Below are 16634 nucleotides of genomic sequence, written 5' to 3'. Positions count from 1 at the left end.
CTACTTAGCAAGCGGAGCCCATCATGGAAAAACGTGAAGAACTCTACCGCGGCAAAGCCAAATCGGTTTACAAGACCGACGACGCCGACCGCTTGATCCTGCTGTTTCGCAACGACACCTCGGCGTTCGACGGCAAGCGCATCGAGCAACTGGACCGCAAGGGGATGGTGAACAACAAGTTCAACGCCTTCATCATGCAGAAACTCGAAGCCGCCGGCGTGCCGACCCAGTTCGACAAGCTGCTGGGCGACAACGAGTGCCTGGTGAAGAAGCTCGACATGATCCCGGTGGAGTGCGTGGTGCGTAACTACGCGGCCGGCAGCCTGGTCAAGCGCCTGGGTGTGGAAGAGGGCATGAAGCTCAATCCTTACACGTTCGAGCTGTTCCTGAAGGACGACGCCAAGGGCGACCCGTTCATCAACGAATCCCACGTTGTGGCGTTCGGCTGGGGCACCGTCGAGCAACTGGCGCGCATGAAAGAACTGTCGCTCAAGGTCAACGAAGTCCTGAGCAAGCTATTCGATGACGCTGGCCTGCTGCTGGTGGACTTCAAGCTGGAATTCGGTGTGTTCAGCGACGGCTCCATCGTCCTGGGCGACGAGTTCAGCCCGGACGGCTGCCGCCTGTGGGACAAGGACACCAAGAAGAAGATGGACAAGGACCGCTTCCGCCAGGGCCTCGGTGACGTGATCGAAGCCTACGAAGAAGTCGCTCAGCGCCTGGGCGTACCGCTGTAATCGACGCAAGCATCTGATAGCACGGAAAAAATTTGCTCGGGGGCTTCGCATCCGGCAAAGGTGCTGTTATGATGCGCGCCGTTGGAGAGATGCCAGAGTGGCCGAATGGGACGGATTCGAAATCCGTTGTACCTTCACCGGTACCTAGGGTTCGAATCCCTATCTCTCCGCCATACAAATGAAAGCCCCGGAAATCGTCGATTTCCGGGGCTTTTTTGTTGCCCGCTGTTTTTTCCGAAACCGCTTTCCCGCCGCGCTCCAAGCCATCACCCAGTCCTCTCGGACGTTCCTTGTTCGGCCTGACTTTATTCTGCCGTTGTGGCTTCCTTCTCGCCCAACTCCTGTTGTCGATCTCAATAGCTCCAGTGGCCAAGTTTATTCGTGGTCGTTGGAGTTGTATTCATCTACGGCCTTATTAATAAACTATTAAATTCAAATGCTGTTGTCCGGTATCCAATGGATTTATCTGGATGTTGACTCGTGGGTGCTGTTTTTAAGGCTGTAGGAAATTTCTTATAGAGCTCTGGGACTGTTCCTGTAATTCGAGTCGGCGTGGTCTTGATCTAAAACAATCGGCTATTCGATATGGTGGCTTCCTGCTGGCAAGCCTGGCCCGCTTGTGTGACTGAAGTGGGTCATCGAACTGGAGGTCAGCAGTATTCATAAACGTTTGAAGGCAGAGCAGGTCTTTTCTTCTATTGCGGTGGCAAGAGTGTTTGTCGACCTCTTTCAGATAGGGAAGATCTTTGTGCTTACTCTATTGAGCTATTGGGAAAAGGAAATCAGATGAAACGCAACTCTCTCTTGTCCATGGCAACTTCCGGTTTGATGCTGGCTGCATTGATCCCGACATTTGCCCAGGCTACCGACGGTGTAGTGAACTTTAGTGGCAGCATCACTGACGTGACCTGCGAGATCAACGGCAAGGCGCCCGGCGAAAACAACGTGACCAACGTTGAGTTGGGCACTTTCTTGCCTACGCACTTTGCAAAAATCGGTACCACGTCCGACTTGAAACCCTTCGAGCTGAAACTCTCGGGTACTAACTGCAAGAACGACTCCAAGGTGTCCATCGAGTTCGATCAGGTCAATAACATTGACCCTGCTACAGGCAACCTGAAGCTGATCGGCAGTGCACCGGCAACCGGTGTACAGATCCAGATCTACAACGACAACGCCGCTCAACCGCAGAAGATTGTCCTGGGCCAGGCCGAGACCACGCCGCAAGTGGCAACGGTTTCCGGCAACGCCGCGACCCTCAAGTACAAGGCCGCTTACGTCTCTACGGCAGCTTCGGTCGGTGCCGGTTCGGGTGTTTCCTTCATTCGCTACACCCTGGCTTATCAGTAACAGTCGTTAGTTATTAAGGGGCAGGTCATGACGCCGACAGCGCGTTTTGTACATTCTCTCGTTATCGGTGTCATGTTCCTGGGGCTGTTTTCGGGAGCTGCGCATGCAGGGATAGTTCTACAAGGGACTCGGTTGATTTATCCGGCCGAAGCCCGAGAGGTTACATTGAAAATAAGTAACTCCGGTCCTGTTCCTCTTTTGGCGCAAAGTTGGATCGATAGAGGGGAAGCCAATAAGGCCCCTGAAGAAATACAAGTACCTTTCCTGCTGGCGCCGGCTGTCAGTCGTTTGGAGTCTGGAGACTCGGCAGTGCTGCGCCTGTCTTATTCGAAAGAGCCGTTGGCGACCGATCGCGAATCATTGTTCTGGCTGAATGTATTGGAAACTCCGCCCCGCAAGGAGAAGGATGAAAACGTACTGCAGTTTGCATTTAGAACGCGTATCAAGATTTTCTTTCGGCCGCCCAATCTTGACGGTGTTGTTGACTCGGCCGCTGAAAAACTCAAGTGGGAGTTCAATCGGGCCGGTCACTTGAGTTCCGCCCCGACAGGTCCGCAAGTGCCTGTTGTCAAGGTATCCAACCCAACGCCTTACTACGTGTCTTTCGGTCGTATAGAGGTTGAACTGGGAGGTCGTCAGTTTGCCCTTAAACCGGGAATGGTCGCGCCGTTTGCCAATGAGTCGTTCGCTTGGCCGGCGACAGCTCCGAAAGACCCGGCCAAGGCCTCCATCAACTATGAAGTGATCAACGATTTCGGTGGCCGCCGATCGCTGAAGAGTTCGCTGCTCTAGTTGGTTTCTTAATTCAACTTCGCTCGTTTGTCCGCTTGCTCAGTCTTGAGCGCGTTGGGATCTCGTTATGTTGAGTGTTCAGTGCCATAGGCGCGATGTATCTGCGCGCCCCGGTGTTCGGTGTGGTCGGGGTTCTGCTCCGGTTGTGCAGAGGCTGTGTCTGGCGGCGCTGATGGGGCACTCGACGGTCCTGGTCGCGAGCGAGGAGGGGCCCCAGCAGGACAGTGGCGAACGCGTGCTGTTCGACAGCCAGATGTTGTTTCAAGGCAAGGAGACACCCATCGATACTTCGCGCTTTGAGCAATTGGGCTATATCGCGCCCGGCAAATACCTGCTTGATCTGCTGGTGAGTGGCCAATGGCGGGCGTTGCTGGAGGTCGAGTTCCGTGCCAGCGACGAGCCTCAGGGTAGCCGGCCGTGCTTCGATCGCGCGTCACTGCAGCAGTTGGGGATCGACCTGCACAAGGCCGATGCCGCGCTGGGGGCCGGGGCGTCCCACCCGCTCATGAGCGAGGGGTTGTTCTGTGGCGACCTGGGCAGCTACATCCCCGGTGTAACCAGCCGCATCAATATCGCCGAGCAGAAGATCGACCTGTCCGTGCCGCAGTTCTTCCTCCAGCCGAACCAGTCGAAGACCTACGTCGATCCGGCGAGCTGGGATTCCGGCGTGTCCGCGGCGGTGCTCAATTACAACACCAGCCTGTTCAGCTCCCAGAGTCGTGGACAAAGCCAGACCCATGGCTACGCCGGACTCAACATGGGGCTCAATATCGGCGCTTTGCGCTTGCGCCACAGTGGTACCGCGACCTGGTCGCCGGAATTGGGCAGCCGCTATCAGCGTGGCTACATCTATGCCCAGACCGACCTGCCGGACTGGAGCTCACAGTTGCTGGTGGGGGAAAGCGTGACCGATGCCGATCTGTTCGATTCGGTGTCGTTTCGCGGCGTCCAGTTGGCCAGCGACTCGCGCATGTTGCCCGACACCCAGCGTTACTACGCACCGCAAGTGCGAGGCACCGCCAGCACCAACGCCAAGGTCTCGGTGTATCAGCGCGGCTATCTGATCTACGAGACGGCGGTCGCCCCGGGCCCCTTCGAAATCTCCGATTTGCAGGCGGCCAGCTTTGGCGGTGACCTGGAGGTAACAGTCACCGAGGCCAATGGACAAACCAGCCGTTTTACCGTGCCTTTTGCCACCACCGTGCAATTGCTGCGTCCGGGTACCTCACGCTACAGCCTGACCGCCGGCCAGGTCACCGACCCGGGGCTCGGTGGCGAGCAGTATGTGGCCCAGGGCACCCTGCATTACGGGCTGGATAACCAACTGACCGGCTACGCCGGTACGGCAGTGACCGGCAGCTACATGTCGGCCCTGATCGGCAGTGCGTTGAATACCTCCGTGGGCGCATTCGCTCTGGACCTGACTCAGGCCAAGACCGAACTGCCCCGCGAAGGCAGTCTGCAGGGGTCGAGCCTGCGCCTTTCCTACAGCAAGAACCTGCCCATCAGCGGTACGCAGTTTTCCCTGTTGGCGTATCGCTATTCCACCCGTGGCTATCTGGGGCTGCATGACGCCATTGCCTTGCAGGACTACGTGGAGCGTGGCGCCGGGGCCGAGTCGTTTTCCCGCGTGCGGGACCGCCTGGATGTGAACATCAACCAGCAACTGGGCGAGGGTGGCGGTCAGCTTTACGTCACTGGCTCCAGCCTCAAGTACTGGAATCGCCAGGGCCAGACCCTGAACTTCTCCCTGGGCTACAGCAATCAGTGGCGGGGCAACAGCTACTCCTTCATGGCCCAGCGCATGCGCGCGTCCAGCAATGGCTCTGGAGGTGGAGTCGGGGCGGACAACACCTATTTCAGCTTCAGTCTGTCGATCCCCCTGGGACGCGAGGGTCGCCGAGCAACCACGGTCAACGCCTACGCCAGTCATGACAAGAACTCCGGTGCGCACTACACCAGCGGTGTTTCCGGAGCCCTGGGCGAGCGCGGCGATGCCACCTATGCCGTGTCCGCGTCCCATGATCAGCGCCAGCGCGAGACCTCGACCAACGCCAGCTTCAACTACTTCATGCCCGAGGTCTCCCTGAGTTCGAGTTTTTCCCAGGGCAGCGACTATCGCCAGGAGTCCCTGGGGGCTTCCGGAGGCATGGTCCTGCACTCGGGCGGCCTGACGTTCTCCCAGACCCTGAGTGAAACCTCAGGCCTGGTGTATGCCCCCCATGCCAAGGGTGCCAGGGTTGGCTATGCCCAGACGCGGGTGGATGGACGCGGCTACGCCGTGGTGCCGAGCCTGAGTCCCTATCAATTGAACACCGTGGACATCGACCCCAGCGGCATGGCCGACGATGTCGAACTGCAGGTCAGTTCACGCAACGTCGCGCCGGTAGCGGGCGCGGTGGTGATGCTCTCTTATCCCACCCGCAGGGCCAGGGCGTTCCTGATCGATAGCCGGCAGCCCAATGGCCAGCAATTGCCGTTTGCCGCGGTCGCCGTCGATGACCAGAGCGGTGCCGAACTGGGCGCCGTCGGCCAAGGCAGTCGTCTGGTACTGCGTTCCGAGCAGGACCAGGGAACCCTCCGTGTGGAATGGGGCCACGAACCGGATCAGCGCTGCCTGATCGACTACCAGTTGCCGCCTCGTGATCCGGCGTCCGCCACCGGTTATGACCTGCTCCAGCTTCCTTGTCGGGCAGTGCCCGCTGGCGACGCGAGCCCAAGCCAGGGGGGGCAGTCTTGATGCGCTTTCTGGAGGGACGTGAGATCCCATGCCGAGCCGGTCTTGGCCGCTGGCTGCTGGCGGCGCTACTGCTCTGGTTCAGTGCCTGGGCCCAGGCCGATCTGTCGATCGCCGGCACCCGGTTCATCTTCCCCGCAGATACGTCCGTCATGAGCATCCGGGTCGGCAACATCGGCCAGGCGCCGATCCTGTTACAGGCCTGGTTGGACAAGGGCGATGCCAAGGCCAGTCCCAGTGGGTTGGCAGTGCCGTTCGTGCTGTCGCCGCCGATCTCCAGGCTGGAACCGCAACAGCGGGCGGCCCTGATGCTGCGTTACAGCGGCGAGCCTTTGCCCACCGATCGCGAGTCAGTGTTCTGGGTCAATTTTCTGGAAGTGCCATCTCGGCTGCCGGTGACCGAGAACGTCTTGCGCCTGGCCTATCGCATGCGCATGAAGCTGCTGTATCGCCCCCAGGGCCTGGCCGGTAGTGCCGACCAAGCCGTGCGCCAACTGCGCTGGAGCTTCGCCGCTGCGGGCAAATCCGATGCGGCGCTGCTGGTCGGCAACCCGACGCCGTATTACGTGTCCTTCGCCGAATTGACGCTGGGCAGCAGCGCTCGAGCCAACACCTTGCAGGGCATCACCGTGGAGCCTTTTGGTTCGGCGCGGATCGCCCTGCCTGAAGTACCAGGAATTACCCCGGATCAGGCGGTGGTTCATTACCAAGTGGCAACAGACAGCGGGGAGACGCTGAGTGGAAGTGCGCGGATACAAGACTGAAGTTGCCTTGGGCAAGTCTTTGAGTGGGTCGGTTTTCGGGGGCCTTGAAGGCGCTCGACAACATTTTTCCAGAGGCTGTTTGAGCCTGCTCCTGCTGCTGCCGGGGCTGGCGACTGCCGCTGGGTATGTGCCCAACGCGGGACAGGCGATGCGTGATATCGAGTCCACCCAACCGGCTTTGCCGGAACCGGCGGAGCCGGAGTTGGACCTGCCTGCGGTCAAGCCGCCGAGCGCTCCTGCCCCGGATACCTCGGGTATCCGCCTAGAGGTCAACGACTTTGTGCTTGTGGGCAACCAGGCGTTCTCCAATCAGACCCTGCTGCCGTTGCTGGCGGACCTCAAGGGCCAGGAGCTGGACCTGAATCAGTTGCGTGCGGCTGCCGAACGCCTGACCACCTATTACCAGGGCCAGGGCTACATGTTGGCCCGGGCCTTCCTGCCGGCCCAGGACATCGAGGACGGCGTGGTGCGCATCGAGGTCATCGAGGGCCGTTACGGCCGTATTGAACTGCACAACCAATCCCGGGCCCTGGACTCGGTGATTCGTGGCCCTTTGTCGTCACTCAAGAGCGAAGCCCCCGTGTTCAGCGATGACCTCGAGCGCAGTCTGCTGTTGTTGAGCGACCTGCCTGGAGTACGGGTCAAGGGCACCTTGCGCGCCGGTGAGCAGCGCGGCACCACCGACCTGCTGATCAATGCGCAGCCCGGTCCCTGGGCCAGCGGCAGCCTGGAGGCCGACAACTATGGCGGCTACTACACCGGCGAATATCGACTGGGGGGCAGCCTCAACCTCAACAACCCCTTGCGCCTGGGCGACCAGCTCAACCTGCGGGTATTGGGCAGCGATGAGGATCAGCGTTATTACCGCGCCGCCTACAAGCTTCCGGTAGGCCCCTGGTCCACCAGCCTGGGCGTGGCTTATTCGCAGATGAACTACGAGTTGGGCAAGGTCTTCGAACTGCTGGAGGCCCACGGCCAAGCCAGCATCGGCAGCGTCTTTGTCACCCAGCCGCTGATCCGCAGCCGCACCTTCGATCTCAGCGCCCAGCTGCAATACGAGGACAAGCGTCTGCGCGATGACATCGACCTGTTCGAAGTCAGCAGCAAGAAACACGTGGAACTCTGGAGCCTGGGTCTCAACGGCAATTTTCAGGACAGCCTGCTCGGCGGCGGCCAGACCTTCTTCTACCTCACTTATGGCAGCGGGCGGCTGAGCCTCGACGATCCAGGGGATCAATGGCGTGATCACTTCACGGCCGGTACGGCCGGCGGTTTTCAGAAGTTCAACCTCAATGCCGCGCGCCTGCAGTACCTGAGCCCGCGCTTTCAGCTCTACACCCAGTTCAACGCGCAATGGGCTTCAGCCAACCTGGACAGCTCGGAAAAGTTCGGCGTGGGCGGTCCTTTTGATGTGCGTGCCTATCCCCAGGGCACCGGCAGTGGCGACCAGGGTTGGCAGGCCAGCCTGGAGTTGCGCTACGCCCTGGCCCCTCGCTGGCAGCTCAAGACGTTTGTCGACCACGGAGCGGTGGAGGTCAACAAACGTCCCTGGACCCGCGAAGAGAACCGCCGCCAGCTCTCGGGCGCCGGTGTGGGCGCCAGTTGGAGTGGGCCATCGCAACAGATCAGCGTGACCAGCGCCTGGCCCCTGGACAACAGCAAGGAAGGCAGCGGGCCCGAGCGCACACCGCGGGTCTGGGCCAGCGCCACACAGTATTTCTGAAGGCCTGCGTGCACTTCGGATGCAGTGCCGTCCTGCAAATGTTGCAGGGCGTTAATTGATAGATGAGGAGTCAACGTGAACAAGGTTTATGCATTGGTATGGAATCAGGCCCAGGGCTGCTGGAGTGTGACCGACGAAGGCGCCCGTCGTCGCCGTCGTTCCGGAACCCGCAAAGGCCTGGTGGTAATGGTCGCCGGTTTGTTGGGCCTGGGCGGTTTGCCCGCGGCTTTCGCCTTGCCGACTGGGGGAACAGTGGTCTCCGGGACGGCGGATATTCTGACGTTCGATAACGGCAAGCAGATGTCGATCAACCAGCACACCGACAAGTTGATCACCAACTGGAACGACTTCAGTGTGCGAAACGGTCAGACCGTGACCTTCAGCCAGCCGACCAAGACCTCTATCGCCCTGAACCGGGTGATCGGCGTCAACGGCAGTGACATCCAGGGGCAAATCAAGGCTAACGGCCAGGTGTTCCTGATCAACCCCAACGGGGTGGTCTTCGGCCAGGGCGCGCAAGTGAATGTCGGCGGCCTGGTGGCCTCGACCCAGAACATCACCGATGCCAACTTCACTGCCGGCAACTACAAGTTTGCCGGCACCTCATCGGCGCGGATCGTCAACAACGGCACCATCACCGCTGCTGACGGCGGCAACGTGGCGCTGCTCGGCAAGACCGTGATCAACGACGGCACCATCAAGGCCCAGAAGGGCCGGGTAGCCCTGGGCGGTGGCAATGAATTCACCGTCAGTTTCGACGGCAGCAACTTGCTGGACCTGCAAGTGGACGCCGCGGCGATCAATGCGCTGGTGAGCAACGGCGGCCTGCTCAAGGCCGACGGTGGACAGGTGCTGATGACCGCCAAGAGCGCTGGCTCCATGCTGCAGACCGTGGTCAACAACCAGGGCGCCATCGAAGCCAACACCCTGTCACGCAAGGCCGGCAAGATCACCCTGGACGGTGGCGACATAGGTGTAGTCAACGTCGGCGGCTCGATGAGCGCCAGTGCGCTGACCTCGGTGGGTGATGGTGGTGTGGTCGAGACCAAGGGCGCCAATACCAAGGTGCAACTGGCCGCGCGGGTCAACACCCTGGCCAACAATGGCAAGGCCGGCACCTGGAAGATCAGCTCCGACGAGGTCAAGGTCAGCCCTACCGCCACGGCCGGTAGCAACACCGTGTATGCCGATACCCTGGCGCACAACCTGGCCACTACCAATGTCGAGCTCAACAGCAAGAGCGGTGACGTTTCGGTGGATGGAGCCATTGCCTGGACCAGCGGCAATCAACTGAGCGTCAACTCGGCCCAGGACATCCATATCAATAGCGGCCTGAAAGGCAGCGGCGGCGGTACTCGCATCGAGCTCAATGCCGAGCGGGACATCAAGCTCAATGGCGCGGTGGAGCTCACCGGGATCAACAGCAGTCTGGGTCTGGACTATGGCAACGCCTATGCCCTGGGCACGGATGGCCGGGTCACGCTGTCCGGCAGCGGCGCCTGGTTCGACGCCAATGGCGATCTGTACAACGTGATCCAGAACGCCGCGCAGTTGCAGGCGATCGGTACCAGCCTCGATGGCCTGTACGTACTGGGCAATAACATCGCCGGCAGCGGGATCATCAAGTCCATTGGTGGCAGCAACACGTTCACCGGGACCTTCGATGGCCTGGGCAACACGATCAGCGGTTTCACCGTCAACACCGACGGCCCTTACGGTGGTCTGTTCGGCAAGTCGTCGGGTGACATCAGCAACCTCAAACTGGCCTCCATGACCATCAACGGTACGACCTCCAACGCCGGCTTCGGCAATATCGGTGGGCTGGTGGGCTTGAACAGCGGCCGGATCAACAACGTCAGTGCCACCAATCTGCGGGTAGTTGCCAACAGCAATCAGAACAACTACCTCGGTGGCCTGGTGGGGATCAACTCCGGTGGCACCATCGATCGTGGAACCATGGCCGGCACTGTTACCGGTAATGGCTACACCCTCGCTGTCGGCGGGCTGGTAGGGGAAAACCGCAACAGTTTCGCCGGTGCGGGCTCCATCACCAACAGCAGCACCAACGTGCAGGTCCTGGGCACCATGCAGATCAGTCCCGTTGGCGGTATGGGCGGCCTGGTGGGGGTCAACAAGGGCGGGTCGATTGCCGACTCTTCCAGTGCCGGCACCGTCGGCACCGGTTTCAACCGTTACGTCCAGGACCCGAACCTGGGTGGGTTGGTGGGCTACAACCAGGGCGGCACCATCGAGCGCGCAAGCTCCTCGGTCAACGTCTGGGGTTATGCCGCCAGCAACATCGGTGGCCTGGTGGGCTTCAACAACAACGGCACCGTCACTGACTCCAGCGCCAGCGGTGCGATCACCGGCACGGGGTCAGCGGCAGCAGGCGGCCTGGTTGGCTTGAACCAGAACAGCGTGCTGAACAACGTCAGCGCTTCCGGCAGGGTTGCCGACTCGACCGGTGCCAATGTTGGCGGTCTGGTGGGCAAGAACGACCGGAGTGAAATCCACACGGCTGAAGCCACCGGTGAGGTTCTGGGTGGTGGCAGCGGCAACATCGGCGGCCTCATCGGGCACAACTTTGCCGGCACTACCGAATATGCAGTGGCTCGCGGCAAGGTCACCGGCGGCACCCTGAGCCATATCGGCGGGTTGGTGGGGTTCAACGATGGCGACCTGAGTTCAGTCGAGGCCAGCGGTAATGTCAGCGGCGGCGCCAGCAGCTTTATCGGCGGCCTGGTGGGGACCAACGGCGATTATGTGGATCACCGCATTGATACCGCGTCGGCCAAAGGCAACGTCGTGGGCGGTGCCCAGAGTACCGTTGGTGGCCTGGTCGGGCAGAACAATTCGCGGATCGCCAACTCCTTGGCCAATGGTGAGGTGAGTGGTGGCAGCTATGCCCGCCTGGGTGGATTGGCCGGCTTGAACATGGGGGATATTCGTCAGTCCGTGGCCTACGGCAACGTCAAGGTCCTCGCGAACGGCAAGCAGACCTATGGTGGTCTGGCCGGTGTCAACTACGGAATCCTGGCCTACAACACCGCGTTGGGGCAGGCGACCCAGGTACCGCTGGTTGGCCTCAATCAGGGCGATATCCGCAACTGATGAGGTAGTACAGGGGAAACGCAGTCTCTCGATACGCCGTGCGGGTGCAGGGCGTATCGAGGCTGCTGGCGGGTACCTGCTTGTCCCGTCCCTTGTCTGTTCTTTGCCGATGGCCGGAAGCAGCCGGCCATCGCTGTGCAATCCATCTCGCTTGTGCATCACGCAGCCGTTTTCAGGGGCCGTGGCACACAGGCGCAGACTGGGAGAATGACAGATGATTCGCCAATGGCTCAGGCTTGTAGCTGATCGGAAACGACGTTCCCTGTGGGTGAACGCAATACTGCTGACAGGGCTGTCTTCAGGCGTGTCCAGCGGTGCTGCGCAGGCGGCCACGGTGAATGGCTTTGCGCTGAACTGTGAGTTCAGCAACGGTGATGGCACGCCGTGGGTGGCGGTTACGCCGTTGGACGGCAGGGCCAAGGAGGGCGACGTGTTGTGGCAGCGCGCGGTCAGCCTCTATACCAACTTCCGCTACTCACCCTCGGGGAACCGGGTACGAGAGTTGGTGACGGTTGGCAACTGGAGTGGCGGTACGCCACAGCGCTTTCAATCCGCACCGACCAACGTCGAAGGCATAGGCTTTCGCGTAGCAGTGAACCCTCAGGATGGCGGGCCTCTTACCCTGACACAAACCCCCAAGCTGATCGCCCTGGAAAAGAGCGATTTGAGCTATGACACCGGCGGACGTCCCTTTGGGACCATGATTACTCGCTTCACTCAATCACTGATCCTGACAGTACCTCCGGATCAGTTGCCCAGCGGCAAACTGACCGTCGACAGTGTGGTCGGCAGTTCCAACCTGATGCTCTATGCATTCGACTTGCCTGCCAACCTGGCGAGTCTGGGTGCCGAGGTGGCCTGGCCCACCGATAGCAATCCCCCAGGCATCTGCCGGCACAATTATCCATTGATGGGTCCCGAGCTGATCAGCATGGGCGGCGGCGGACCGATCGTGATTCCCAATACCTGTGTGGTTGAGGGCTACAAGACCATCCCTGTTCCTTTGGGGCGCTTTGCCCTGACGGACTTTCCCAAGGTCAACGACACCTCGCCACAGGTGCCTTTTCGCATTGAGCTGAGTCGTTGTGCAGCCAATGCCAAACCGCGCATCAGTTTCACCGACAAGTCCGCTGCCTCAATGGCCCCGGGAATTCTCGGTCTGAGTTCCTCGACCCAGTCCCGGCCCGCCAAGGGCTTCGGCATTGTGGTGATCAACGACCTGACCCGGCTCCCGATCCAATACAGCGGCGAGAGCTACGAGATGCAGCGCGTGGGTGATGGCGCAAGCATTCCCTTGCGGGCCAGCTACATCCGCACCGGCAATGACAGTGAAATCGAAGCCGGCCAGGCCAATGGCGCTGCGGAGTTCACCTTTACCTTCCCCTGACCACGACAGGCACCGAGCAAGCCCTGTTGCGCCATGGATTGCCTTGGCGCAGGCGCGCCTGTGCCCTGCGTGCCCCCTAAACAACGCTTCAACGGTCCCACTGGATCTTTGGATGTTGTGCCGCCCTGCAAAGGTTTGCAGGGCGTTGTTCAACCGATAAGGAGTATTTGCATGAACAAGATTTACGCGTTGGTCTGGAACCAGGCCCAGGGTTGCTGGAACGTGACCCATGAAGGGGCGCGCCGTCGGCGCCGCTCGGGCCCGAGCAAGGGCCTGGTGGTGGCGGCCGCCAGTCTCCTGGCATTGGTCGGCTTGCCCTCGGCCTTCGCCTTGCCGACAGGCGCTGAAGTGGTGTCCGGGAGCGCTGATATGCAGACCCAGGGTCAGCACCTGTCCATCAATCAGCACAGCGACAAACTCATCACCCACTGGAAGGATTTCAACGTGGGGGCCGAGCAGTCGGTGACCTTCAACCAGCCCAGCAGCACCTCGATCGCCTTGAACCGGGTGATTGGCGTCAATGGCAGTCAGATCCAGGGACAGATCAATGCCAACGGCCGGGTGTTCCTGATCAACCCCAACGGGGTGGTCTTCGGCCAGGGCGCGCAGGTGAATGTCGGCGGCCTGGTGGCTTCGACCCAGAATCTCAGCGATGCCGATTTCAAGGCGGGCAACTACAAGTTCGCCGGGACTTCAGAGGCGCAAATCGTCAACCGCGGCTCCATCACCGCCGCTGACGGTGGCGCTATCGCGCTATTGGGGGCGAATGTGCGCAACGAGGGCACGATCAAGGCCCAGGGCGGGAGCGTGGCATTGGGGGCGGGCAATGGCTTCACCGTCAGTTTCGACAACAACCAACTGCTGGACCTGCAAGTGGATGCCGCAGCGGTCAATGCGCTAGTGAGCAATGGTGGCCTGCTCAAGGCTGACGGCGGACAGGTGTTGATGACCGCCAAGAGCGCCGGCTCCATGCTGCAGACCGTGGTCAATAATCAGGGCACCATCGAAGCCAATACCCTGTCGCAAAAAGCCGGGCGGATCACCCTGGATGGCGGCGATGTGGGGGTGGTCAGTGTTGACGGTACGCTGCAGGCCAGTGCGCTGGGTGGCGAGGGCGATGGCGGGGTGATCGAGACCCGGGGCGCGACCACTCGGGTACAGTTGCCGACCAAGGTCAACACCCAGTCCAGGGATGGCCAGACCGGAACCTGGAAGATCGCCAGTAACACCGTCAAGGTCGGCTCGTTCATCAGCGCCAAAAGCAATACCGTCCATGCCGATACCTTGTCGCGCAACCTGGCCACGACCGATATCGAACTGGCCAGTGGCAAGGGCGATGTGGCGGTGGACAACGGGATCTTCTGGTTCAGCGGCAACCGCTTGACCCTCTCTTCGGCCAAGGACATCCGCCTGGATGACAGCCTGTTTGCCGGCGGCGCCAATGCCCGGGTCGAGCTCAATGCCCAGGGTGATATCAAGCTCAACCGTCAGCTTGTGCTGAGCGGCAGCAACAGCAGTCTGGGTATGAACCACGGTGGTGATGTTGCCCTGGGCCAGAACGGACGCGTCACGCTGTCCGGCAACGGTGCCCGCTTTGACGCCAATGGCGCCGCCTACAGCGTCATTCAAAATGCCACGCAGTTGCAGGCGATCGACAAAGACCTGGCGGGCCGCTACGTCCTCGGCAACTCCATCAACAGTAGCAACCACCTCACCTCAATAGGTGGACAGCAGGGCTTTAGCGGCATCTTCGATGGCCTGGGCAACACCCTCAGCGGTTTGACAATCAACAGCAACGGCACCGATGGCGGGCTGTTCGCCCGTTCATCCGGCAGCCTCAGCAACCTCAATCTGGCCTCGATGACCATCAACGGAGCCGCCTCCGGTTCCGGTGCGGTCGGTGGTCTGGTCGGGCGCAACAGCGGGAGCATTGCCAACGTCAGCGCCAGCGATCTGCGGGTGAATGCCAAGAGCCGGCAGGACAACGTGGTCGGCGGGCTGGTGGGGAGCAACTCCGGCGGTTCCATCGATGCGTCGTCCATGAGCGGCGTGGTGCTTGGCAATGCCTACACCTCGGCGGCCGGTGGCTTGGTGGGCGAGAACCGTCAGGGAGCGGCCGGTGGTGGCACCGTGACCAACAGCCGTGCCGATGCCCGGCTTACCGCCAGCATCGCCAGCAATCCCCAGGGCGGAGTCGGTGGATTGGTGGGCATCAACGATCAAGGACTGATTGCCAATTCCGCAAGCTCGGGAGTGGTCTCCAGTGGTGCCAGCTACAGCTACAAGGGCACGAACCTGGGCGGTCTGGTGGGTTACAACCAGGGCGGCCGTATCGAGGGTTCCCACTCCTCGGTTGCGGTATCCGGCAACGGCGCGAGCAACGTTGGAGGCCTGGTCGGTCGCAACGAATCGGGCCGGATCAGTGACTCCGTCGCCAGCGGCGCGCTGAAGGGTACAGGCTTTGCCACGGCCGGCGGCCTGGTGGGACTCAACCACGACGGTGTGCTGCGCAACGTCAATGCCAGCGGCTCGGTCAATGCGGTCAATGGCCTGCATGTCGGTGGCCTGGTCGGGCAGAACATTGATAGCGACATCCGCCTTGCCGAAGCGTCCGGCAAGGTTCAGGGCGCCAGCAACAGTCATGTGGGCGGACTGATCGGCTACAACGCTGGCGGGCTTGTCGCCAATGCGCTGGCCTTGGGCGATGTCGAGGCCAAGGATCAAAGCCATGTAGGCGGGCTCATCGGTTACAACGCAGGGAACCTGAAAGCGGTCGAGGCCCGCGGTGAAGTCAGTGCCGGCGCCAAGAGCATGGTCGGCGGCCTGGTGGGGACCCATGGCGTTGACAAGGGTGACAGCCTGATCGACACGGCCTCGGCCAAGGGCAAGGTCACAGGGGGCAGCTACAGCAGGGTCGGCGGTCTGGTGGGGCAGAACAACGCCCGGATCGTCAATACGCTCGCCAGCGGCGAGGTCACGGGCAACCGGGATGCTCAGCTGGGTGGCCTGGTGGGCCTGGACCTGGGTGACATTCGTCAGTCCGCAGCCTTCGGCAATATCCAGGTGGTTGCTGGCTACGATAGGTGGGGTGACCAGTAACTGATGGGACGTCCCCGCTAATACCGGGGCCGGTTTCGGGTACGTCATGGCAAACCATGGCGTACCCGATGGACCCCTGCTGATTGCAATAACTGAAAATTTGCCCTGGCGTCTGCTTCAGACGCCGAGGCTTTCCAGATCCCGGGCCAGCATCACCAACTGGTGGGCCAGGGAGCTTTCGAGTTTTTCGCTGGATAGCTGGAAGCTCGGGGCGCCGCAGGTCAGGGCCATGATGCTGCCGTCGGCCAGGCGCAGCGGTACTCCGGCACCATTGACGTTGCGGTCCCATTCTCCCAGTGACAGGCAGAAGCCAAAGGCTTCGTATTCACGGAAGGAGTCCTCCAGGGACTTTTCCAGGGCCGGCCATTCATCGCCGACTTTTTTCGCCACTTCCCGCAGCAGATGGTCACGCTCGATTTTCGGCGTGGCCGCCAGATAGGCACGTCCCGCGGCGCTGGTGGCCAGGGGCAGGCGCAGTCCGGGTTCCATGCGCAGACTGGCCACTTCCGGCGGGCGGCTGCTGTCCACGTGAATCATCGACAGGCGATCGCGGCAGGTCAGGCTGACCGTGGTGTTGGTGCGCCGGGAGAACTCGTCCATGAAGGGTTTGCCCAACTGGCGAACCCGCAGGCTGGCGGAGTAGGCGTAACCCAGGGCCAGTACCGCCGAATCCAGCTGGTACTTCTCCAGGTCCTGGTTGTACTTGAGATAGCCCAGCTGCGTCAGGGTGTAGGTCAGGCGCGATACGGTGGGTTTGGGCAGGCCGGTGATGCGGGCGATGTCCTGGTTGCCGCGCACCGCGTGACCGTGGGTAAAGGCCCGCAGGACTTCCAGGCCACGGGCCAGGGCTTCGACGAACTTGCGGTCTTTGGGCGCTTGTTCCGGGGAGTCGTTCGGGTCGTGCATGGGGTCTTCCGGTAGGGGCTGGTGCCGG

Annotated in this window: 10 protein-coding genes and 1 tRNA gene; 10 read left to right on the top strand and 1 reads right to left on the bottom strand. The window is 61.2% G+C overall.

The genetic code is table 11. The annotated features are described in order from the left end of the window. The first annotated feature begins 23 nt into the window (after positions 1-23). The 10 genes from purC (at position 24) to FW796_RS01305 (ending at position 15700) form a co-directional block, all read left to right on the top strand. Positions 24-737: a phosphoribosylaminoimidazolesuccinocarboxamide synthase gene (purC, locus tag FW796_RS01350; RefSeq protein ID WP_058433542.1), complete on the top strand. Its 714-nt coding sequence runs from the start codon at positions 24-26 to the stop codon at positions 735-737. A gap of 83 nt (positions 738-820) precedes the next feature. Next, a tRNA-Ser gene (locus tag FW796_RS01345) sits at positions 821-910 on the top strand. Between the two features lie 613 nt (positions 911-1523). Continuing rightward, complete coding sequence (locus tag FW796_RS01340; RefSeq protein WP_346634898.1) at positions 1524-2087, top strand: fimbrial protein; 564 nt, start codon at positions 1524-1526, stop codon at positions 2085-2087. 27 nt (positions 2088-2114) lie between these two features. Beyond that, positions 2115-2879: a fimbrial biogenesis chaperone gene (locus FW796_RS01335; protein ID WP_404938580.1), complete on the top strand. Its 765-nt coding sequence runs from the start codon at positions 2115-2117 to the stop codon at positions 2877-2879. Positions 2880-3051: 172 nt separating this feature from the next. Then, on the top strand, positions 3052-5619 hold the full coding sequence (locus tag FW796_RS01330) for a fimbria/pilus outer membrane usher protein (protein WP_446438930.1): 2568 nt from the start codon (positions 3052-3054) through the stop codon (positions 5617-5619). Beyond that, entirely contained in the window at positions 5619-6380 is a 762-nt protein-coding gene (locus FW796_RS01325) for a fimbria/pilus periplasmic chaperone (protein WP_446439096.1), read from the top strand. Before FW796_RS01330 ends, FW796_RS01325 begins: the two co-directional genes overlap by 1 nt. A gap of 79 nt (positions 6381-6459) precedes the next feature. After that, complete coding sequence (locus tag FW796_RS01320; RefSeq protein WP_446438929.1) at positions 6460-8103, top strand: ShlB/FhaC/HecB family hemolysin secretion/activation protein; 1644 nt, start codon at positions 6460-6462, stop codon at positions 8101-8103. Between the two features lie 75 nt (positions 8104-8178). After that, a complete protein-coding gene (locus FW796_RS01315; protein ID WP_346634894.1) occupies positions 8179-11214 on the top strand; it encodes a two-partner secretion domain-containing protein in 3036 nt (1011 codons plus the stop codon). A 268-nt stretch (positions 11215-11482) separates the two neighbouring features. Beyond that, a complete protein-coding gene (locus FW796_RS01310; RefSeq protein WP_446438928.1) occupies positions 11483-12601 on the top strand; it encodes a fimbrial protein in 1119 nt (372 codons plus the stop codon). A gap of 171 nt (positions 12602-12772) precedes the next feature. After that, the gene (locus FW796_RS01305) at positions 12773-15700 is read left to right on the top strand and encodes a two-partner secretion domain-containing protein (RefSeq protein ID WP_446438927.1); all 2928 of its coding nucleotides are present in this window, start codon (positions 12773-12775) and stop codon (positions 15698-15700) included. A gap of 117 nt (positions 15701-15817) precedes the next feature. Here the strand turns inward: FW796_RS01305 and FW796_RS01300 are convergent, their stop codons facing one another. After that, a complete protein-coding gene (locus FW796_RS01300; protein WP_123726470.1) occupies positions 15818-16606 on the bottom strand; it encodes an IclR family transcriptional regulator in 789 nt (262 codons plus the stop codon). Positions 16607-16634 lie beyond the last annotated feature (28 nt).

The organism is Pseudomonas sp. 910_21, assembly GCF_052850735.1.
The sequence above is the reverse complement of the archived record's forward strand: the minus strand, read 5'-3'. Positions and strand labels throughout refer to the sequence as shown.

Excerpts from the sequence above, each read along its gene's own strand:
- FW796_RS01305 (WP_446438927.1), top strand. The coding sequence starts at position 12,773 with ATGAACAAGATTTACGCGTTGGTCTGGAACCAGGCCCAGGGTTGCTGG.
- FW796_RS01330 (WP_446438930.1), top strand. The coding sequence starts at position 3,052 with ATGGGGCACTCGACGGTCCTGGTCGCGAGCGAGGAGGGGCCCCAGCAG.
- FW796_RS01340 (WP_346634898.1), top strand. The coding sequence starts at position 1,524 with ATGAAACGCAACTCTCTCTTGTCCATGGCAACTTCCGGTTTGATGCTG.
- FW796_RS01300 (WP_123726470.1), bottom strand. The coding sequence starts at position 16,606 with ATGCACGACCCGAACGACTCCCCGGAACAAGCGCCCAAAGACCGCAAG.
- FW796_RS01325 (WP_446439096.1), top strand. The coding sequence starts at position 5,619 with ATGCGCTTTCTGGAGGGACGTGAGATCCCATGCCGAGCCGGTCTTGGC.
- purC (WP_058433542.1), top strand. The coding sequence starts at position 24 with ATGGAAAAACGTGAAGAACTCTACCGCGGCAAAGCCAAATCGGTTTAC.
- FW796_RS01335 (WP_404938580.1), top strand. The coding sequence starts at position 2,115 with ATGACGCCGACAGCGCGTTTTGTACATTCTCTCGTTATCGGTGTCATG.